18 protein-coding genes are annotated in these 22225 nt (G+C 48.1%); 6 read left to right on the top strand and 12 right to left on the bottom strand.

Going from position 1 to position 22225, the window contains the following annotated elements:
- Nucleotides 1-109 precede the first annotated feature (109 nt).
- Genes IM638_19775 through IM638_19765 form a run of 3 tightly spaced genes read right to left on the bottom strand, consistent with a single transcriptional unit; the run spans nt 110 to nt 2162 of the window.
- A complete protein-coding gene (locus IM638_19775) occupies nt 110-358 on the bottom strand; it encodes a hypothetical protein (GenBank protein MCA6365282.1) in 249 nt (82 codons plus the stop codon).
- Nucleotides 355-1605 (bottom strand): beta-ketoacyl-ACP synthase II, encoded by a 1251-nt coding sequence (fabF, locus tag IM638_19770; protein MCA6365281.1) that lies wholly within the window; start codon nt 1603-1605, stop codon nt 355-357. Before fabF ends, IM638_19775 begins: the two co-directional genes overlap by 4 nt.
- Entirely contained in the window at nt 1602-2162 is a 561-nt protein-coding gene (locus tag IM638_19765; GenBank protein MCA6365280.1) for a TetR/AcrR family transcriptional regulator, read from the bottom strand. The genes fabF and IM638_19765 overlap by 4 nt, the downstream gene beginning before the upstream one ends.
- Nucleotides 2163-2331: 169 nt before the next feature.
- Between IM638_19765 and IM638_19760 the strand changes: the two genes are divergently transcribed.
- The 6 genes from IM638_19760 (at nt 2332) to IM638_19735 (ending at nt 7655) form a co-directional block, all read left to right on the top strand.
- Entirely contained in the window at nt 2332-2859 is a 528-nt protein-coding gene (locus IM638_19760) for a hypothetical protein (protein MCA6365279.1), read from the top strand.
- Nucleotides 2860-2868: 9 nt separating this feature from the next.
- Nucleotides 2869-3714, top strand: coding sequence for an MBL fold metallo-hydrolase (locus tag IM638_19755; protein MCA6365278.1), 846 nt, complete (start codon nt 2869-2871; stop codon nt 3712-3714).
- Between the two features lie 27 nt (nt 3715-3741).
- Entirely contained in the window at nt 3742-4905 is a 1164-nt protein-coding gene (locus IM638_19750; GenBank protein MCA6365277.1) for a DUF255 domain-containing protein, read from the top strand.
- A 93-nt stretch (nt 4906-4998) separates the two neighbouring features.
- On the top strand, nt 4999-5775 hold the full coding sequence (locus tag IM638_19745) for a patatin-like phospholipase family protein (protein ID MCA6365276.1): 777 nt from the start codon (nt 4999-5001) through the stop codon (nt 5773-5775).
- A 20-nt stretch (nt 5776-5795) separates the two neighbouring features.
- A complete protein-coding gene (locus tag IM638_19740; GenBank protein ID MCA6365275.1) occupies nt 5796-6683 on the top strand; it encodes a sterol desaturase family protein in 888 nt (295 codons plus the stop codon).
- Nucleotides 6684-7052: 369 nt separating this feature from the next.
- Nucleotides 7053-7655 (top strand): NYN domain-containing protein, encoded by a 603-nt coding sequence (locus IM638_19735; GenBank protein ID MCA6365274.1) that lies wholly within the window; start codon nt 7053-7055, stop codon nt 7653-7655.
- Nucleotides 7656-7828: 173 nt separating this feature from the next.
- Here the strand turns inward: IM638_19735 and IM638_19730 are convergent, their stop codons facing one another.
- The 9 genes from IM638_19730 to IM638_19690 form a co-directional block, all read right to left on the bottom strand.
- Nucleotides 7829-8350, bottom strand: coding sequence for a sel1 repeat family protein (locus IM638_19730; protein ID MCA6365273.1), 522 nt, complete (start codon nt 8348-8350; stop codon nt 7829-7831).
- A 277-nt stretch (nt 8351-8627) separates the two neighbouring features.
- A complete protein-coding gene (locus tag IM638_19725) occupies nt 8628-9284 on the bottom strand; it encodes a hypothetical protein (GenBank protein ID MCA6365272.1) in 657 nt (218 codons plus the stop codon).
- A 71-nt stretch (nt 9285-9355) separates the two neighbouring features.
- Nucleotides 9356-11824: a primosomal protein N' gene (priA, locus tag IM638_19720; GenBank protein MCA6365271.1), complete on the bottom strand. Its 2469-nt coding sequence runs from the start codon at nt 11822-11824 to the stop codon at nt 9356-9358.
- A 27-nt stretch (nt 11825-11851) separates the two neighbouring features.
- On the bottom strand, nt 11852-13387 hold the full coding sequence (locus tag IM638_19715; protein MCA6365270.1) for a hypothetical protein: 1536 nt from the start codon (nt 13385-13387) through the stop codon (nt 11852-11854).
- An 84-nt stretch (nt 13388-13471) separates the two neighbouring features.
- On the bottom strand, nt 13472-14932 hold the full coding sequence (locus IM638_19710; GenBank protein ID MCA6365269.1) for a hypothetical protein: 1461 nt from the start codon (nt 14930-14932) through the stop codon (nt 13472-13474).
- 315 nt (nt 14933-15247) lie between these two features.
- Entirely contained in the window at nt 15248-16777 is a 1530-nt protein-coding gene (locus tag IM638_19705) for a hypothetical protein (protein ID MCA6365268.1), read from the bottom strand.
- 155 nt (nt 16778-16932) lie between these two features.
- Nucleotides 16933-17334 carry an HIT family protein gene (locus IM638_19700; GenBank protein ID MCA6365267.1) on the bottom strand — a complete coding sequence of 134 codons (402 nt, stop codon included), beginning with the start codon at nt 17332-17334 and terminating at the stop codon, nt 16933-16935.
- Nucleotides 17334-17807 carry a transcription elongation factor GreA gene (greA, locus tag IM638_19695; protein MCA6365266.1) on the bottom strand — a complete coding sequence of 158 codons (474 nt, stop codon included), beginning with the start codon at nt 17805-17807 and terminating at the stop codon, nt 17334-17336. The genes IM638_19700 and greA overlap by 1 nt, the downstream gene beginning before the upstream one ends.
- Before the next feature lie 185 nt (nt 17808-17992).
- Nucleotides 17993-22075 (bottom strand): T9SS C-terminal target domain-containing protein, encoded by a 4083-nt coding sequence (locus tag IM638_19690; GenBank protein MCA6365265.1) that lies wholly within the window; start codon nt 22073-22075, stop codon nt 17993-17995.
- Nucleotides 22076-22225: the final 150 nt, after the last annotated feature.

The following is a 22225-nucleotide window of genomic DNA, read 5'->3' as shown; positions in this document are numbered from 1 at the left end:
GGAAATTTCCGTATTGCTTAGTTTTCAGAAATAACCGAAATATACGAATTTTGAAAATGCTTTAATCCGTTTAATTATGCGCCTCATTTTTTGAGAAATCAGCAGCGCGTTAGCTTTGCTGCGGCTGCGCAAACGTTTTTGCAAATCCCACCGCCGCCACCAGCGCCCACACACCTTCGAGTATGGTAAACGGAAGCGACGGAATGCGCATACTGCCCCAGCACGCCAGCGAACCACCCAGAAAATTGAGCACAAAATAAATACGCGAAGAGGTGCTGATGTATTTAAACGTACTCAGAAAAAAAGCAGCCAGAATAAGCGTTACGCCAGCCGCCGAAATAAGATCGGTGATGCTCATGGCTTCCATTTTTTGAAAATGGAAATGGCATTGTGCCCGCCAAAACCAAATGTATTGCTCATTGCATAATTCACTTCACGTTCAACCGCCACATGCGGTGTAAGGTTGAAGCCTTCGGGAATTTCGGGATCGGGATTGAAAAGATTGATGGTGGGCGGAATGCGGTTGTCCTGTATGGCAAAGATGGAAGCCAGTGCCTCCACTGCTCCGGCCGCGCCAAGCAAGTGGCCGGTCATTGATTTGGTGGAGCTGATGTTCATGCGGCGGATATGAGTGCCGAACACATCGGCCACGGCTTTAAGCTCGGCCACATCACCGTTTGGTGTTGATGTGCCGTGTGTGTTGATGTAGTCGATGACATCGGGCGTAATGCCGGCATCATCAAGGGCCATGTGCATGGCCAGCTTGGCACCGGCCCCTTCGGGATGCACTGAGGTAAGGTGATACGCATCGGCCGACATGCCTGCGCCAACAATTTCGGCGAGGATGTTTGCACCGCGCGCCAGCGCATGATCAAGCGATTCGAGCACGAGTGCGGCTGCGCCCTCGCCCATTACAAAACCGTCGCGGTCTTTGTCGTAAGGCCGCGAAGCAGTAGCCGGATCATCGTTGCGTGTGCTCATGGCTTTCATGGCATTAAAGCCGCCCACACCGGCTTCGCAAATGGGTGCTTCCGAACCGCCGGCCAGAATAATATCGGCCTTGCCCCACCGCACATAGTTAAACGCATCCATTATGGCCGAATTACCCGACGCGCAGGCAGAAACTGCGGTATAATTGATGCCGCGAAAACCATAGCGCATGGCCAGCTGCCCGGAAGTAATGTCAATCAATACTTTCGGAATAAAAAACGGATTGAAACGCGGCGTGCCGTCGCCACGGGCAAATTCCGACACCTGTTCCTGAATGGTGTAAAAACCGCCATTGCCGCTTGCCCAGATGATGCCCACGCGGTCTTTGTTTACAGCACCTTCGGCCAGTATGCCTGCGTGTGCAAGCGCCTCATCGGCAGCCGCAAGTGCATACCAGGTTACAGGATCCATTCGGCGCAAACCCGAACGTTCAAGCAGCTTTTCGGGATTGAACTCTTTGAGTTCGCAGGCAAACTGCGTTTTGAATTTCGAGGCATCAAAATGCGTGATGGGCACAGCGCCGCTTTTTCCGGCAAAGAGATTTTGACGAAACGCTTCGGCCGAATTGCCAAGCGGAGTAAGGGCACCGATACCGGTAATTACAACTCGTTTCATTTTTTGGGCGATACAGTCCGGCGCCTGGCCGGAGGTTGAACCATAATATCGTTGAGCAATTGCTGCTGAATTTCGGTAAAAATTCGTTTGCCGTAGAGGCGGCTTAACGGAAGTGAAGCACTGAGCGCCGCCAGCATAAGCTGCGCGCGATTTCGTGACGAGCCGTGAAAACTGAATTTTTTCTGCGCTCTCCCGGCCTCAAGCACTGCCGCAAGCCATTCGAGAATAACCGAAGTGGTTTTACGAAGCGCATCGCTGCACACCGGCGGAAGTGAATAATAATCGCTGCCAAGCGCAAGAACAATACAGAGCTTGCCTTCGCCGGCAGGCTGCTTGTAAATTCGCCTGATAAACGCCTGCAACTGCGCTTCCGGTGAAGCATACTGTTGTTCAATTTCGGCTACCGAATGCCTGAAATTTTCACCAGCCGAAACAGCCACGGCAGTAAGCAAATCGTCTTTATGCGGAAAATGATAGTGAATAGCTGCCGGCCTCAGCTTCAAAGCCTCTGCCAGGTCGTAATAGCTGAATGCATTACAACCCTGTGTGCGAATCAAGGATTCACTCAGTGCTAAAATTTCATCCTTACGTGTACGCGAATGATTCACCGGTTACAAAAATACTGATTATTTAGTCAGTAATCAGTATTTGATAAAAATAACCCAATTAGTAAGGTCGGAATTAACGCCGCTTTTTGCGTAAATTGCACACTCAATTGCTGATTGAATGAAAACACTATCGCTGTTTGGTATCCTTTTCAGCCTCATTTGTCTGGGATGCTCCATATTTATGATGAATGCGGAATGTAATTGCCCGCCTTCCGAAAGTGCATCGCTTTATTTTAATGATACTGAACCTTCAGGCACATTTGGCGCCGGGCTGATAAGCCTTCTGGTGAGCCTTTTCTTTCTTACGTTTTCCATCATTTCGTCGGTTATTTTCTTCGGCCAGAAAAACGAACGCAGTGCAACACCGGTTGCAAACTGGCAACCCTCCGCCATGCAGCAACCGCCGCAGCCGCAACCCAACTACAACTGGCAGACCGGTGGTTATCCGCCTCCGGCTCCCAATCAGCAATGGATACCGCCTCAGCCTCCGCAGCAACAGGCACCGCCGCCCGCTCCGCAATGGACACCGCCGCCTGCTTCTAACCAGCAATGGACACCGCCGCAGCCGGGCTGGCAACAACCTCCAGCGGGTGATGACATCAATCGCTGGGCACCCAGACAAGACAATACACCTCCGGCAAACTGATTACGCACAATGAAACTACATACCATAAATACCGGTTTTTTTAAGCTTGACGGCGGCGCCATGCACGGCGTGGTCCCCAAAAGTCTTTGGAGTGCACAAAATCCGGCCGATGAAAACAACCTGTGTTCATGGGCCATGCGCTGCCTGCTGGTGGAAGACGGCAACAGGCTCGTACTCATCGACAACGGCATTGGTGATAAGCAGGATGCGAAATTTTTCGGCCACTATTTTTTGCACGGCGATGCCAGCCTCGAAAAATCGCTTCATGCCGCAGGTTTCAGCTTTGATGATGTGACCGATGTGTTTCTCACACACCTGCATTTCGATCATTGCGGAGGCAGTATCCGCTACAACGGCGACCGCTCCAAACTCACCACCACTTTCCGCAACGCCACTTACTGGAGCAATGAAGGGCACTGGAAATGGGCCACACAACCCAATGCCCGCGAGAAAGCCAGTTTTCTGAAAGAAAACATCCTGCCCATTGAAGAAAGTGGTCAGCTCAAATTTTTCAAAGAAGGCGATGAACTTTTGCCCGGCTTTACCGCCTGGTTTACCAACGGCCACACCGGCGATATGATGATTCCGCACATCCGCTACAAAGGAAAAACCGTTGCTTTTATGGCTGATCTGCTTCCCTCCGTGGCACACGTGCCGCTGCCGTGGATTATGGCTTATGATACACAGCCGCTGCTTACATTGAAGGAAAAGGAAACATTCCTTCCAAAAGCCGCCGCCGAAGAATACATTCTCTTTTTCGAACACGATGCCGCAAATGAATGCTGCACGGTGGTGGCTACCGAAAAAGGAATTCGTGTAAAAGAAACATTTCCGTTATCAGCCATCAACGGCTGATTCATTTAACTGCTCAATACATCATCTATGAAAAAACAATTTTTCCTTTTCCTGCTCTTATGCAGCACTGCCGCTTATGCAAGTGGCGGAATTAACTTCAGCACCGGAAGCTGGACCGAAATACGTGCCAAAGCAAAAGCCGAAGGCAAATATATTTTCCTCGACGGCTTTACCGACTGGTGCTACTGGTGTAAGGTGATGGACAAACAAACCTTCCCGGATAAAGCCGTAACCGAATTGCTCAACACGCGCTTTATTTCTGTACAGCGCGATATGGAGCGTGAAGAAGGAAAACTGCTGAGCATGAAATATCATATTGCCAGCTTTCCTACTTACATTGTGTTTTCGCCCGAAGGTGAACTGGTGTACACCATTGTAGGCTTCCGCGAACCAGCCGATTTTGTGACCGAACTTCAAAACGCCATGAGCCCGGCCAAACAGGAAAAACGCCCCGGCCTCAGTGCAGCGCTTGATCCAGGCTACCCTGAGTTTTACAAAAATGCGTTTGGCCCGTCGAAAGAACGAAAGCCCGCACAGGAAGAAGAAATTGCCAAATTTCTCGACAGCCAGACAAACCTGCTTTCGGAAGTGGCCTGGAGTGTAATGTGGCGTTTCCCGCTCAGCGAGAAGCATGCTGATTATTTGCTGGCCAACCGCGCAGCGTATGCACGTTTGTATGGTAAATATAATGTGGACAATAAAGTGCAGCAGGTTCTGCTCAGCCGGGTAAAAGCAGCCGGTGAAGCCAAAGACGATGCCGCCTTTACTAAAATTATGACGCAGGTAAACGAGTTGTATCCTGGCGATAAGGACATCGTGTTCTCGTTTAAAACCACGTATTATCAGGCCACCAAAAACTGGGAAAAGTATGCCGCCACATTTGAGGAATATGCAAAGCCCGGCGAAAATCCTTCGGCTGCTAACTTTGTAAGCTGGACATTGTATGAAGAATGCGACGATATGAATGTGCTGAAAAAAGCCACCGGCTGGATGAAAGAAGCAACTGAGAAAGAAGCTTCGTATGCACTGGTAGATACGTATGCCGCGCTGCTATACAAAACCGGCAACTACAACGAGGCTGAAAAACAGGCCAAACGTGCCATTGAGCTGGGCGAAAAAGAAGGCGAAAAAACAGATGCAACCAAAGAACTGCTGGAAAAAATAAAAGCAGCAAAAAAGGGTAAAAAGTAATTTTCAGGATTGATTGAAAAACGACAGGCTGTAAATGGTCTGTCGTTTTTTTATGGGATTAATGAATGATGAAGTTGCCTAACTTTACAAAATATGCAACCCGAACATCAGATTGGCTTAGTACTTAGTGGCGGCGGCCCGCGCGGATTTGCGCACTTTGGTGTGTTAAAGGCGCTCGAAGAATTGAATGTGAAGGTGGATATCATTGCCGGCACCAGTGCAGGGGCGGTGGCAGGTGCGTTTTTTGCCTCGGGAAAATCAGGCGAAGACGCATTTAAACTCATACGCAAATACAGTGTGTGGCGATGGGCTTCAATGTGGGGTAAGCAGCCGGGCATACTCAGCTTCGGGCGTGCGCAAAAACTGTTTGCCCAATACCTGCCCGATCGCTTTGAAGACCTTCACATTCCGCTGCTCATTCCGGCTACCGATATTCATGCAGGCGAATCAGTAGTATTCAGCAGCGGAGCGTTGGTACCGGCGATGTGTGCTTCATCGGCCATTCCGGTGTTGTTTAAGCCGGTTGAAATTGATGGCCGCGTGTTTGTGGATGGCGGCGTGCTGAACAATATCCCGGCCGATTTGCTGCGGAATCGTTGCCATAAAATTATTGCCGTGAATGTAAACCCGATTCTGCCCACCCGCAATAAAATAGGCCGTATGCAACTTGTGGACCGCAGCATCAAACTGGTAATACGCCGCGAAACCGAGCAAAAACGACCGCTCTGGGACATTTTCATTGAACCGCCAGCCTGTGCACACGTAAATCTGCTTGAACTTAAATCGGCCGAAAAATTGTTTGAGAGCGGCTATGAAACCACAATGGCCCTAAAACAAGATCTTGCTCAGTTAATTCACGCCCAAGCATAACGAATGATTACTTTTGCGGCATGGAATTAGTGCGTGAGCAACTCCTGTTTATGATTTCCACCCCACTCTACCTTGTTTTTATTGTGGGTGAAATGCTGCTGAACTATTTTCATAACCGCCATTACTACACTACACGCGGCACGCTGATGAACGTGTGGCTTTCGGCACTTAACTTCGGACTCGATCTGCTGCTCCGCGGTTTTGTATTGCTCTTTCTGGGCTGGTTTATGCAGTATAACGTTGTTCAGATAAACACACCGTGGATTTACTGGACCGCCCTGCTGCTTGCCGAAGATTTTCTTTTTTACTGGCTTCATCGCGTCGATCATTATTGCCGGTTGTTCTGGGCCGTTCACGTTACACACCATTCGTCAGAAGAATTTAACCTTACCGTGGGGTTCCGCTCCTCCGTGTTTCAGCCGCTTTACCGTTTCATCTGGTTTATTCCCCTTCCGCTGTTTGGCTTCAGGCCGGAAGATGTGATGCTTATGTATGCAATCACGCAGATTTACGGCATTCTCATTCACACACGTTTCGTAGGCAAGCTCGGACCGTTTGAATGGATTCTCTCCACGCCTTCGCATCACCGCGTACACCATGCCTCCAACGTACCTTACCTTGATAAAAACATGGGCATGGTACTTATCATCTGGGATCGTTTGTTTGGCACTTTTGCGGAAGAACGTGACGAAGAACCGGTTCGCTACGGACTTACCAAAAATCTGCCCAATGCCTACGATCCGTTCAACACGGTTGTGCACGAATGGAAAGATATTTACCAGGATCAAAAGCAAAAACTCACGCTGAAACAGAGGCTGGGTTACATTTTCGGCCCTCCAGGCTGGAGCCACGACGGAAGCCGGAAAACATCAAAGCAACTGAGACAGGAGTTGAAACAAAGCCATTAATCAGGCTTACCTTTACTTGCTGCTCAATTACTTTTTGAGTGATTAAAGACCTGCAAACCTTCATTCAATTACACATAAACGACAACAAGCGATTGTAAGTAAATTTAATCGTGAGTTGATGAAAAATAAATTAATTGAAAATGAAATAGTTAGTGGATGAAGGGGATAAAAAGTGAGGGGGGATTTGGAAAAGGTTGGTGGGAGGATATACTTTTGTGGTGTCATTTATCCGCTAAGTCAGTAGGCTGACATTTAAACTTGCCGCCTGAGTCTGTGCATAATGGGCTGAGGCGGCTTTCTTTTTACGCAATAGGTTAAGATTTTCTGTTATGTCTTGTTCAAAATTTATTCATTTAACAATTATTTCCCATGTATGCCAGTTACAAAGTGGCCATTCTCATCGACGCAGGTTTCTTTAAAAACCGTTACAAAGCCAAGTACAAACGCGCACCGCAAATTCAGGACATTCCTGCTTTTATCGACGGACTAATGCAGAAAGTGCAGCAGCAAACCGGAGATATTGGCAAAGATATTCTGCACCGAATTTATTATTACGACTGTCGCCCTTACGGCGATGTGCAGATGCGGCCCGACGGCACACGCATTGATTTTTCGAAAACCACCATTTTCCAATCGTGCAATTCGTTGCATCTTCACCTTCGCACGTATCCGCAGCTTTCACTAAGGCTTGGCGAATTATCGTTCGACGGCTGGAAAGTGGATCCGAAAAAAACAGATGGTCCGCTGCTGCCCGATTTCAAGCAAAAATCGGTGGATATGAAAATCGGACTTGACATTGCCTGGATGGCCTACCGCCGCACGGTTGATAAATTAGTACTTGTGGCTGCAGATTCTGACTTTACCGAACCGATGAAAATTGCCCGCAAAGAAGGCCTTCAGGTATATCTCGAAACACTCGGACAAAAGCAGGTGAAAATATCATTGAAAGAACAAGCCGATTTTATTTTATAATTGCTCATACATTCTCACTCTTTCATTCCACCTGTAAAATCATCAACGGCCTCTGCACAAACACGGGGCCGTTTTACTTTACTCATCAAACTCTTTTAGTTTGCGTTTCGCTACCGGATGTCCGTAATGTGCCGCTTTTGTCATATAAAATCTTGCCCAACGCTCAGACCGGGCTACACCATCACCATATAAATAACATAACCCAAGATTATACATTGCTTTGCTATCGTTTTGACGGGCAGCTTTTTGTACCAGTACACCGCCTGCTCATCGCTCTGCTTCACACCTTCACCATAGAAGTATGAATACCCCAGATCCCGCTGGGCATCGAAAAGGCCGGCATTTGCCGCTTTGGTGTACCAAAATACCATTTTACGATGATCTGTTTTTCCCAACACGCCATGCCCGTAAAAAAAGCCCACATTGTATTGCGAATCACGATGCCCGGCTCGTGCGGCTTTCAGATACCAGTATAAAGCTAGTGTGCGGTTTACCGGTGTGCCTTTACCAAAGTCGTAGCATGTACCCGTATAAAACTGCGCACGCACATGTCCGCTTTCTGCAGCTTCGAGCCATAGCTGAAATACTTTTTTGTGATTGCGACGCTTTATCTTTTTGCTGAATGCCAGCACCAAGCCCTTTTTAAATAGTTCATTGGCTTTGTACTGACTTAGCTTGGGGGCGCTGCGTGACATGCGTGGAGATACTTACTACGAAAATAGAAATCTTACCGTAAAAACTATATCCGAGGGTATCTATACTTCAAGAACAAATGCGTTTTTGCCATTGGTAGCAAAGGCTGAAATGCAAAGTCCCGGAAAAGTACTCCGGGACTTCTGCCTAAACCAGTAATCCATATTGCAGGCAAGTTACTCTCCAGCAGAACTTGCCTCCTCTTCTGAATTACATCTGAATATTACGAATTGGCAAACAGAACGTCATCAACTAATTTTTGCTCCATTACCATTTTTCTCAAAGCATTTTTATGCAAAGTCCGAACTCGAAAGTGAATGAATTTTTGTATCGCTTAATATAAATATCATCAGCTGAGCCAAAACTACCTCTTGGATTGATTAAGCGTAAATCAGCAAAAGCAGCTACGTAATCAGTAACCTGATATTCTCCTCCCACCCCCAGACTCAGCATGGTATAATCGCTTACAACTGTTTCGCCCACTGAAGTATTGGTGAGCAAACGCATCGCGTTTTGATCATAATTATCTATTTCTTTGGTTTTTAACCAGGTGCGAAAAATACCGAACCCCGCAAAACCATAGACTCCGAATTCAACCTCCGGATCACCTATGAAATAATAATTCGCTTCAAGATTAGCTCTGAAAGTAAGCCCCTTACGTGTTACCTCAACCAATTGCGCAAACTGGTTATTCGGAAGATAATACAATGAATCAGTCACAACGGATCTTGCTCCAAAATAAAGGACTCCTCCAGTAGTAATACTCAGTTTTTCATTTATTTTGAGAATCGGAAATGACATACCAATTCCATAACTCCTGACTGGTTTAAACTGATTATTAAGTTGCATATACCCCGAAATTAATGAGGGGTTAGAATTAGCGAATGCTGACAGCCAGAGCGTAATTAGAATGATTGATAGGGTTATTTTTTTCATGAGTAATTAAGGATTTTGATACAAAAATAATGAATCCGAAATATTTAGAACTAGTATCACATTCGGTTCAATTACACCGGATCCACATCGGCCACCACACGCACTTTTTTAAAATCGGGGTGTGCGCGCATGTTCAGTAGTTCGTTGGCGATGATTTGTTTTACTTTTACCGAGTTGGCTTCGCGCTCAATTTTGAGCATGATATTTTTGAGGTATTCATCGCGGATGCGCCCCACCGGCGGAAACTCAGGGCCCAGCACGCGGGCACCAAAGTAGGCACGCAACTGACCGGCCAGATGTTGAGAAGCGGCAATGAGCAGATGTTCGTCTTTTGTTTTGAGTGTGAGTTTGATGAGGCGATGAAAAGGCGGATATGAGAACTCCTGCCGCTCGGCAAGTTGCTGCTGATACAACCCGATATAATCATGCGCCACCACCTGCTCAATAACCGGATGGCGCGGATTGAAAGTTTGAATGATTACGCGCCCCTGCGTACTTCTGCGACCCGCGCGGCCTGCCACCTGCGCCATGAGCTGAAAACTTCGCTCCCAGGCACGGAAGTCGGGAAAATTGAGCGACTGATCGGCGTGCAGAATGCCCACAAGTGCCACGTGCCCAAAGTCGAGCCCTTTGGTCACCATTTGCGTGCCCACGAGCATATCTATTTTGCGATTTTCAAAATCAGCCACAAGCTGATGCAGAGCATTTTTGCCACGCGTGGTATCTAAATCCATGCGTGCAATGCGTGCAGTGGGAAAAATGAGCGAAAGCTCTTCTTCAATTTTCTCCGTACCAAAGCCGCGCATGCGCAAATCGGTATCGCCGCAGGCTTCGCATTGTTTGGGCGGTGGTGTGGTATAGCCGCAATAGTGGCAGCGCAGCTGATCGGATACTTTGTGGTAGGTTAAACTCACATCACAACGGATGCAGTGCGGCACATGTCCGCAACTCTGGCATTCGATGGAAGGTGCAAAGCCACGGCGGTTTTGAAAAAGTATTATCTGCTCGCCACGCTCAAGTGTTTGCTGAATGCCTTCAATGAGTTGCGGCGAAAAGTGCGACTGCATAAGTTTTTTGCGCGCCAGCTCTTTTGTATCCACTACTTCAATTTGCGGCAGCTCCGTACCTCCAAAGCGGCCGGTTAGTGTGGCCAAACCATAGCGCCCCTGTTTGGCAAGAAAAAATGTTTCTACCGAAGGTGTGGCCGAGCCCAGCAGCACTTTTGCACCATGCAGCCGTGCCAGCCAGATTGCCGTTTCACGCGCATTGTAGCGGGGCGCAGGCTCGTGCTGTTTGTATGACGAATCATGTTCTTCATCCACAATAATCAATCCCGGCTTTTCAAACGGAAGAAACAAGGCCGAACGCGCACCGATAATCACAGCCGGCCCGCCCTTACGAATGTGCTGCCACACTTCTACCCTTTCCTGCTCGCTGTATTTGGAGTGATACACAAATACCTTTTCGCCGAAGTGTTTTTGCAAACGCACAATAAGCTGCGTGGTGAGTGCAATTTCGGGAAGGAGATAAAGTACCTGCTTCTGCTGTTCAAGCTGCTCGGCAATGAGGCGGATATACACTTCTGTTTTTCCGCTCGACGTAACGCCGTGAAGCAACACTACATCCAATGTTTCAAATGTGGTGCGTATGTGTTGCAGCGCATTTTGCTGTTCATCGCTCAGGAAAATGCGGCGACCTTCGCTCTCAGCACGCAGCAGACGCGATACTTCCAGCTCGTGCTGCTCAAGAATGCCGCGTGTAACGAGCCCGCGCAAAGCACCGCCGCTGCTGTCTTTAGCCGCTTCAAGAAGCTGTGTGCGTTTTACAAATTCGCGCGGCGATGCATAACGGTCGGAGAGGCGGATAAACGACATGAGCACTTCGAGCTGGCGAAATGCACGTTTCTCTAGTTCATCAAAAGCCTCGCGGAGTTTGTCTTCATTGTTGTAAGCATCGGCAAGTCGCACAAAGCTTTCGATCTTCGGCCGGTAGCGCTCCTGCAGTTCTTCGTGTACGCGGATGAAGCCTTTTGCAATAAGCTCCTTCACCAGCGGATACACGGTTTTTCGGTCGAGGATGGCTGAAAGCTCTTCGAGCGTAAGTGTTTGCCGTACATCAAGTGCTTCGAGTACCACAAACGCTTCGTCGCTCAAACCCTCGCGCGATTCAGTCTGCTCGGTATTGAGCAGGATGCGTGTTTCGCTGGTGAGACGCAGCCCTGAAGGCAACGCCGCTATGAGAATTTCGCCACGCGAGCAGAGGTAATAGGCCGACATCCACTCCCAAAGCTCAAGTTGCTTTTCAGTAACCACCGGCTCCGGATCAAGAATGTGTTCAATGTATTTAGCGGTGTAGTTTGGTGCATTTTCATGTACTTTCCACACCACGGCCGCATAAAGTTTGCTTTTGCCAAACTGTACCACTACGCGCATGCCCGGCACCACACTTCCGTTCATGCTTTTCGGAATACGATACGTGAACAGGTTGGGCAACGCCAGCGGCAAAACAATGTCGGCAAAAAAGTCGGTGCGCTCGGCCATCAGGCAAAAGTACGAAGCAATATCCGTTTACAACTGATAATCGGGATGATCGGGAAACGGATACACAATTGCGTTCGGAATATTATGCTGCACATTGAAGCGCTGAAAGAACAACGGATGAAATACGCAGTCGTCGCGGTCGGTAAGAATGAGATTATCCTCATTAAAATATTCGAAATCCGCTTCAATTACGCCTGATGCTTCATTGTAACGGCGCACACGGCCAATAATTCCAAGTTCGGCACACAACATGCGGAAATTATAGGGCGAATATTCTTCGTTTTCCCACTGCGAGCTGGTAACACGTGCCACACGGTCAAGGTCTTTTCCTTTAAACATCATGGGCAAACCGGTAAGCGCATTGAGTATTTTATCGGCGTTGTGGTGAATTTTTTTGTACGAGTTGATGACTTCCGTAGCCAGCAGTGATTGCACCGAATCAACCGAACTGGCAGCATCGCGCGAGGGGTTGTCGGAGTAATAATGATTATCGCTGATGATGTTGAAGAACTTGTTGCAGATAATTACCAGCTGACGCGGACGAAGTTGTGTGTGCCGGAGAATAAAGGCAAACGAATTTTCGCGCACGCCGGCTCCGTTAACCAGTTCTTTCCCGAAATAGGGTTCCCAAATTTTCTTCATCACATCGGCAGGCCGCTCAAAATCAACCACGTCGCCTTCTTTCCAGCGCGAAGTTTCGCGCAGGTGCATGTACCAGCGCCAGCATACAAAACGCAAAAGTTCCTTTGGCCGCCAGTGCATCACCAGCGGATCACGCACTACTTTGAGCGGGTTGGGAATAACTGATGCCAGCAAATGCGGAAAGACTTCGGCCGACATAAATACTTTCAGATGAAGTCCGCGATAGCTGTAATCACCGTTGAATTCGGAAGCAAACTCAATCAATGCCGAAATCGCCGCCATCATTGCTGAATTACCGGTGGGATAATCTTCAATGGAGTCAATGGCAATAACCGCCTCATCGTTTTTTGAATAACGAAGTACAGCTTCCTGTGCCCGGCGGAATACTTCGGAGTTGAGCTTGTCTTCGATGGTATCAAACACGGCTTCAATGCCTTCTGCTCCGGTAAATTTTGTAACCAGACTTTGGATGATGTTCAGTACAATGCGCGAAGGCGTGTTTTTCTTCTCATCAGTCACATCCATAAAGTCGGCAATACGTATATCATCGTCTTTCCCGGTATATTCGCGGAAAATCAATGCCCAGATCACGTACTTCCAGATGAGCCGTGTTTTATGCGTTGTGTGGAGCGTGTTTTCTTCGAGCAGCCTTGCCACTTTTTCGAGTACAACCTGATAAAGCTGCGGTTCGTTTACATCAATACAGCGAAAGTGTTTCCCGTGCAAATCAGCAAATGAAAAATATTCGATGAGCGATGACTTGCCGGTTCCCCGGCGGCCTACAATCAGGTAAGTATTCCGGTCGAGAAGTTTGTTTTCAAACCGGCGGTTGCGGAAATAATATTTTTCATAGTTATTATCCAGCAATCGTTTTTCATCTTCACAACTATTCTCACCAAAAGGTTTTATCAATATAGTCATACAGTTCTGTTCGTTTCCGGTTCGACAGAAGGGTCAGTTGAAGCGCAATATACAACAATGAGCGGGGAAATTTTCAGCAATAATTTATGCATAGCAACGTGTAATCCACTGGTCGAACCGGATAAGTTCGTAACCGGCGGGGTTCCACCAGAAATCATTTTCATTCTGGCGGAGCAGGCTGATGCGCTCGGCTTCCTGCTTATCAAGCTGGTCAAAGCCGAGGTTTAGCCTTACAAGTTTTTGCAGGAGCTGAAGAATGGTAACCAATCGTTTATCGTTCGGATTTTTATCCAATTCAAAGCGTCGCACCGAATAGCGGAATGCGTCAAGCCGGTGGCTGGCCACATCAAGCATTCCGCGTTCGAGGTTGAGCTGCATATCGGTAAGGAAAAAGCCGGCCATCCAGCCTTTGTAGTCGTTCATCAGTTCGCCGCAGCGGGCAAGCAGTTTTGCGCTTGAATGGTAGGCTTTTTCCTGCAAAGCCACTGCCGCATGCAACAATTCGAGCCTGGCCACGGGAAGCGGGAATTGACGCACTTTGGCAGTATTGAGTGTTTGCGAAATGGTATTGGCGGCGGCGGTATAGTTTGCCTCTCTGAAATGTGCCAGAGCCAGCATACGTGCAGCATGCAGATACTGTTCCTGAGCTGAAGGCGCATTATCCATTGCCTGTTCAGCAAAACCAGCTGCCGCCGCGTGCTGCCCCTGTGCCAGCGATATAGACGCAAGTTCAACACACACCGCGGTTACGTTGCTTTGTGTATGCAGCATGGCGTTTGATTCAATGAGTTTGAGTAATTCCCCGCCATGTTTAGCGGCTTCATCAAAACTGCGAATCGTGTAGTAAAAATTCATTGCCGAAAGCTGGTAGTAAAAATTCATCCGTACCGATGAACCCTTACCGATGCGCTTACCCAGTTCATTCAATCGCTGCATGCCTTTCGACTGAAAATCGGCCATTGAAACCGAACAGATCAGCCCGGGTGAAAGCATTTCGTAATGCAGTTGCCTCGCGCCCAGCACATCGGCCTGCAACGCATGCAGCCGGCGAATTTCAGTGCTTATTTCGTTAAACAGCTCCGGGTTTTGCTGCACCTGCGGCGTATTTCGGCGAAGGTCGTTGAGCAGCAACTGTTCGGCAAACAACTCACTCCTTCTGGCTGTGCGCAGCGTTCGTTCAAGCATGGCATCCGCCTCCTCAAAACAACTTCGCGACTGCAGCAATCCGGCATGCAGCAAAGCCCGCCGGCAATCTGACTGCGCCTGCAAAAAAGGCATTTCTTCGTCATTGCTCTGCTCACAAAGCAACAGCGCATTCAGAATATCATCCTGCAAACGCTGACTAAGGTTAATATACGCCGATATGCGTGCGTGTTTATACCCTATTTGCTGAGCAGCCTGCTCATCATTTATTCCGGTCAGCAACTTTTCAAACAGTTGATCTCTTTTTGAACTTTCACGTTTACCGCTCATCGCTATGATGGAACGGACCATACGGATTTCATACTTTGTAAGTGAGCGAACGAGGTTAGTTAATACAGGCATAATGCAGTTTACATTAGGGGATATGCACAATGTATCACAGTCTTCGGCGAGAAGACCAGAACGTAAAATCATTAAACAAAAACGGGAGCAGTTGCGGTTGCAACAGTAAGTATCAGGAGATACTTCGGGGTTACAGATAGTGTGTTTGGGGGCGAAAAGAGGTTAGTTAATATTTAGGCTTATTGATTAATTTATGCTCTCCAAATGTATTTAAAACGCACAACAAAATCAAGATTATTTAGCATTTTTTCTCAAATTAATCATACAAACAATTGAATATGATTCCGATTTTCAAACTACACAATAACCCGGCAATTACCACGTTACGTACACGACTTTTTCCGTCCATGGATACCGGATTATTGAAATGGGCCAGGGCAATTTATCAATAAGCACATCAAACGAGTCACGTTCAATAAATAAATCCCAGCCATCGGTACTGCTTTTCAGTTTGCCCTCATGCTGAAGAAACATTTTCCGGAAGGCCGGCACGGTAGTGCGTTTGAGAAGTTCCCATGATTTTATGGCCTGTGCCACGGCATTATCTGCTTCTTCGAGATATGTTTGCAGCTGTGCGGGATCAAACTGATGCAGCGCAGGCAAGGGCGCATCGGGCGAAAGGCCGGTGAGTATTTTATTCAGCAGAAGCTGCGATTCTTCGAACTGATCAGTGTTTTCAGCTTCGTTATTTTTATCCCATACCAGCAGCTGAAGCAAAACAGCGGCTTCGGCCTGTGCGGCCTGGCTCACAAACTTTTTATTCTGAAGGTGGCCGGTGCGGGTAAGAAAGGTGCTGATGAACGGAAACAACAGCACAAGCCCGGCATTTTGTACGAGTAAATATTCGTTGTCGGGTAAGGTATGTGTGCTGTGCTGCTGCCTGAGTTGCTGAAGTATTTCAGTCTTTTGGCTGTCGGCGTGAGTGGCGGTTTGTACAATAACCTGAGCCAGCTCAGCCTGCTCGGCAGGTGATAGTGCCGACGAGGGTATTTGCAAAGGTTGCCGGCTGAGCTGGTCTTGCGCAGCTCGCTGTGAATAAGGGTCATCAAAAAGCACCTTCATTATGTGTGCATAAACAGGTGCTGGTGTTTGCGTTACTTCCTGCCGCAGCAAGGCAAGTATTTCCGGCCACGAAGCCGCAGGCCATTGTGCTTGTATATATAGCAGCATGGCCAGAAGCTCGGCAGCGGTGTGCAGGCCGGCCCGGTTGCTGATGTATTTATGCAGCAATGCGGTTATTCGGCGCATACGCTCTTCGGCAAATAAGCAGAGCAGCGCGGGTAGCCTGAGCTGCAACGCTAAACGCCTGAACCCGCTGTAATGACGCTGCCTGGCAAGTTCGGCAAGCAGCGCGGGCATAGCTGCTGATCCCTCAGTTGACGTTACAAGCTCTTCTATACGGTTATGCTGGCTGGATTGCCAGGGCAACGCCCCGTAAAGGAGCCAGAACGCAATAATTTCCTGTGTACTGCGGGCCTTACTTTTCAATTGCAGAGCCACTTCTATGCTGTTTCCATGTGCATCGGTATCGGAAAATCTGACTTCCTCGCCGGGATTTTGCCGTGCTTCATTGGTCAGCTTTTCGAGTTGTGTATAAAGTACTTCGTGAAGCTGCCCGATAAACATTTCATGAAACCGGCTCTCTGAAAATTGCCCGGTATCAATAACCAGCCGGTTAATGGTGAGAAACTCATCTGGTCCCGCAAACTCATCGAGCACGGAAGAAACAGACTGAATAATTTGTTCTTTGTATCCATTCAGGATTTCATCCTGAAGCGCAAGGCCGTGCGTCTTGTCGGGCACCTGCAATTCCAATTCAAACCGGCGGATAATATGATTGTTCATAGGGGTTATTGAAGTATAAAGATACGCAGGAAGCAGGCTGATGTCAAGTAAGCGGGTAAATTGTTTCAGTGAAAGTTGTACTGAACGGCAAACACCAAAAAAGGCTGTTTCGTTGGGGAAACAGCCTTTGTAATGATTTGGCAGTATGCGGTGAATTATCCGGCCAGATAGGCTTCGCTTATTTTACGGGCGGTTTCGGCAAGTTCTTCCTGTGTAGGTTTCAGCTTTTCGCGGGTAAAATTGATGTCGTTTATTTCATTTAAAGGCACCAGATGGATATGTGCATGCGGTACTTCAAGGCCAATAACGGCCACGCCTACACGGCGACAGGGAATTGCTTTTTTAACGGCTTTTGCCACATCTCTGGCAAAGAGATGTAATTCGGTGTACTGGGCCGGTTCGAGATCAAAGATCAGGTCGGTTTCCTGCTTAGGAATAACCAGCACGTGACCGGCTGCCAGTGGGAACACATCTAAAAACGCGAGGCAGTTGGCGGTTTCAGCTACTTTATGCGATGAAATTTCGCCATTTACAATGCGGGTGAAAATGGAAGCCATCAGCGCGAAATATCAACTATTTCAAACTGCATCATGCCCGAAGGCACGGTTACATCGCATACATCGCCCACTTTACGGCCCAAAAGCCCTTTGGCAATCGGCGAATTGATTGAAATTTTTCCCGACTTCAGATCCGCTTCGTTTTCGGGCACCAGTGTATAGCTCATCTTTGCGCCGTTCTTGGTGTTTTTCACCGTTACCTTGCAAAGAATCAGCACTTTTGAAGTATCAAGCTGGCTTTCGTCCACAATACGGGCATTGCTTACCAACTCTTCCAGTTTCGAAATTTTCAGTTCCAGCAATCCCTGTGCTTCCTTTGCCGCATCATATTCCGCATTTTCAGAAAGATCGCCCTTGTCGCGTGCTTCTGCTATCTGGCGCGAAATACTTGAACGCTCTTTGGTTTTCAGAAAGTGTAATTCATCTTTCAGCTTGCGAAGCCCTTCTTCGGTAACATAAGTAATTTGTGACATACTATTTATCGTGTATGTGAGTAACTCGTTGCAAAACAGAAAGAGAATCCCGGCGTTTGGTACGCCGGGACTCTCTTCTTCTTACAAATATACGGATTCAGGTAAAAAAATCAAGTCCTGAAGGTTGCAAAATTCACCTTAATAAATAATTAATATACTGATTTAGAACAACTTACACATTAACATCAATACGCATCCAAATCAATTGGCCGCATTACACCAAACCATTTCAGAATCTTCTCACCTACTCCGGGCACTTCTACATGAATAATGTATAGACCACTGGCAAGCGGAATACCGGCCTGATTTTTCAAATCCCAGTCGAGTGAAGTAATCTGCGAATCGTCTTTTGTATAAGTTCGCACAAGCGTTCCGCTCACCGTGTAAATTCTGATTTTACATTTATCGGGCAGGTTGGTAATCTTCACCCGGTTATCGAGCTGATTTTTCTCGTAACCCGAATAAGCGTAATACGGATTGGGCACCACATTAATCAGATCAAGCGCATTAACCGCTGCATGGTGGTTTTGGGTGGCCACTTTCAGGTTGCGTGTATTGAAGACATACATCGGGTTGTTTTTGTTCTGCACGGGCTGTGAAGCTCCGGCGCTGTCGGCAGCCAGAATGATGTTTCCGCCTGCCGGATTCATTCCGTTGTAGAAACGCTTGTAGGGGCGCGCCATCCGTAAGCGCACACGGGCATCGCACGGAAGCGGCGAACCGGCATAGTTCCACTGATGGTTGGCAAAGTTAGAAGCCAGCATCGGTATGCTCACCCACATGGCATCGGCCCAAATTTCGCGGCGATAGGTGTTGGCTACTGCCGATTGCATAATATCCACCATAGCTTTGCCCATGTCATACGCCGGCATATCGCTTGGCTTTCCGTCAAGCGCAGGATCCACATTGCTGAACACACGGTTTCCATTGTGCCCGAACACGTAGAGATAATGCATTCCGCCCCAGAGCACCTCATTAAACTGAGTGAGTTCGTTTGCACTCGGATTCCAAAGCATATCCCGGCCGTTTTCGGCTGTTAATGCGGTGTTTTCGGCAAAGGCCATGTTCAGGCGTTCGCCGGTTTCCACGTTTATAGCATAACCCGGAAACCAGCTCATACCTGTGCTGCTGATCAGGCCGGCTTCTGCGGCATTGTTCTGTGTGCCCTGCTTATCCACCGAGGGCGAATTACGCAAGGTAAAGGCTTCGCGCTGGCCCAGATTCATTTGTTTTACCGGGCCCGATTCAAATACTGGCACGCGTGTCCATTTCGTTTTGTCGTTGGTAAACACAATGTCCACGCTGGCCGTATTTTCCAGCTTGTTTGCACTAAGTGCAACACCGTTGTTTAATACCGGACCGGCAGGGTTGCATATTGATACGGCCGAAGGCTGCGGGTTAAGCGCACACATCCGGTAGGGCGCCCAGGTGCCATCAATCAGTTTTTCAAATTCCTGATTTTCATCAAACCAGATACCGCTGTAATTGAACTGACGTTCATCGTCCCAAAAGATGCGGCAGGGATCAGTGGTATCGCCACGCACATTACCCGAACGGATCCAGTTGCCCGGCTGCTGCCCGTCGCGGTCTTTTACTCCGCTCAACCAGCGTTTGGTTTCATCGCTGAATGTAATTGTCGCTTCAAGTACACCGTTTTTGTCGGGGTTACGCTGTAGTCCCGGATCCTGCACCTGACTTACTGTAATGGAAAGGCCCAGATCAGGAATCAGCTGTTCGTTGGCAAACACACTGGCCATTGAAATTGCACGGTCGGAAACTGCTACTACCCTGTTTACCGGAGTAGTCTGGCGTAACTCCCAGCGGGCCGTATCAGTCACCGAATATTTTGAATACGGATTATGGATAAGCCGCAGTTCAAAATCACCTTCAGGCACATTCAGCGGATCAATCACTTTTATGTTTACAGGGCCTCTGCCAGCTGCATAGGTAATTGTATCGGCACGACTGGTTCCGCCATTGTTAACCGTAACCGCATTTAAGATACGGCGTTCTGATTCGAGCGTGAGATCAATTATCTGACTTCCGTTGCCGCAGCCTTCCACACGCGTTATTTCAGGGCCCGAACCGTAAAGTGAAGTCTGACTGGTGCCACCAAGTTCGGGCGAGGGAATATGGGGGATGGCTGAATATTTTACAATATTTCCTCGTCCGGCCAGATAGGGTTTCTTCTGACCGAAATTAGAAGGCTTGTTCGGATTCAGCGTATCAAACGACTCTTCGAGATATTTCAGATACTCGTTATAGGCATAAGCCCTTACAGTGTAGAAATATGTTTTATGATTCACCAGCCTGCGATCTCCGCTTGCAAAAGCATCCTCGCGTATGCTGAAGGAGTGCTGAATACCTTTATCGTCGGCGCGCAAGGTCATATCAACCGGAACTTCCATTCCCAACGAAGCATCGAGGTTACGGTTTACCAGCTGTGCCACTCCGTTGCGCACATCGCACTGCGCCACCAGGCGTGCTTTGTCGGTATCATATACATCCGTAAGACTTATCGTTTCATCTTTAAGCTGAAAAATCTGATAGCCTTCAAAGTTGTATGTGGTATCAAGCCCGGTGCCGCCGTAACGTGTTACGAGATTATGATAGGCTACAATATTCGCATCCGACACGCTGAAATTTTCGAGATAATTATTGCTTGAGGGCGAATTGTTCAGATAAATTACAATTTCACGATCAAGTTCCTGAATATTCATATCCGGCGCACGCGGCCCGTCGAGTGTGCGGAAACAGGAATTGAACAGTGTTTGTGCTTTATCATCCGTTACACGCAGCAGCTCAACTGAAGCCATCGGACCGCCTGATGATGCACGTGCCCACACAGCACCTACTGTAATGTAATTTACTTCACCGGCTTCCAGTGTAAATGGCCCCGCAGAAGTAAGCATACGACGATCGTCGGGCGTATTACCCGCCGTTACTTCTGTCCATTGTGAAATAGCATTGGCCGGGTCCGTATTGCCCGGAAACATAAAGTTGGCAAGTTGCGAACCGCCGTAGCCAGTGCCGCCATAAGTAATCGGCGTGCCATCTTTCCAGAAACCGCGCAGATAATTGTAATAATGGGTTGCATTCTGCGGCTCGCCGGTTACAGCTTCACTGTTGTTGTAATATACAAACTTCGACATGATGAGCTGCTCACCGATTTCATCAAAACTACCGTCGCGATCATTGTCTATCTGATCACCCTCATCAGCAAGCGGGCCTTCGAAAAAGTCGAGGCCAAAGGCCGGAGGATTTGCGCCATATGCACCAAGTGAAGGTTGCGCACTTCCTCCATCATTCGCCACACCGTTGTAGGTATAACCCAAACCACGCTGTACATCGCAACCCACATAATCATCTTTAAAATAGCCCAGATCAGAATCAACCCACTGACCAAAGTAAGTTTCTTCGAGTCGGATATTACTTCTGTTAATGATCTGATACGTGTAAAAAGTCATGTTATTAATCTCATCGTTTGTACCAAATGCAAACGCCTGAGCACGAATTTCGAGACCAATGGCTTCGCCGCCGGTTTGTGTATGCACGTTGCCGCGATCGTTAAATACCCACCATAAATTCTGATCGCCGTAGAGCTGATTTTTCGAGCAGTTGGGCAGCCCCGACAAATTGAATGCAGGATATTCGCACTGTTCCCATTCATAAATTCCGTTTCCGTTTTTGTCTTCAAACGGAGCCAGAAACTGAAGTTGTCCCAGTGCCATGTTGCCATTGCCGGGCCAGTTTACAATGGATGCGGGAGGCGTATAGCCCGGAAACGATAAAGGATCGGCGCACCACGCCGCAAAATCTTCTACATCCTTGCGCGATAATTCGTAAATCTTATTGAACTGTGTACAAATGTCGGCTTCGGTGGCCGCATTATTATCGAGCGGGCCGGGAAAGAAATCATTTCCGGCCTGCCGGTAGGTTTGTGCAGCCACTTTCAATTGCCCGCCTGCATCAAGTCCGCCAATCCAAAGCGACGATGCAAACGACGAATGTGCGCGGCTTCCCTTCGGGATTTCGTAGCGTGGTGAATTGGTCAGATCCCACCACATATCACCACCATTGTAAATTGTGGTGCGCACATTGTTTATATCAAGATCTGTTTGTGCCGATGCCGGTGTACACGATGCGGCCACCCTTTCGGGTGATACAGTTTGTGCAGGCATTCTGTTGCTTCCGGCTCCTGTCTCGCGCGAGCGGGCCGTTAACGCCATAAAAATAAAGGCGAGTGTGATTGGGTAATAAAGCTTCATACGCTCAAAAAGTTAATGAGTGATAAATCAGCGCATTGATCAAATGATCTGTTTCAGATGCAGCTAACAACTAAAGCGGGGATGAAAAACAGCTGGATAATCAGCTTTGGGGATAAACCGGCCGGGGATGGCCACAGGGATGAAGCACGA

It is taken from the genome of Bacteroidota bacterium (genome assembly GCA_020402865.1).
Lineage (GTDB): Bacteria > Bacteroidota > Bacteroidia > Palsa-965 > Palsa-965.
The sequence above is the reverse complement of the archived record's forward strand: the minus strand, read 5'-3'. Positions and strand labels throughout refer to the sequence as shown.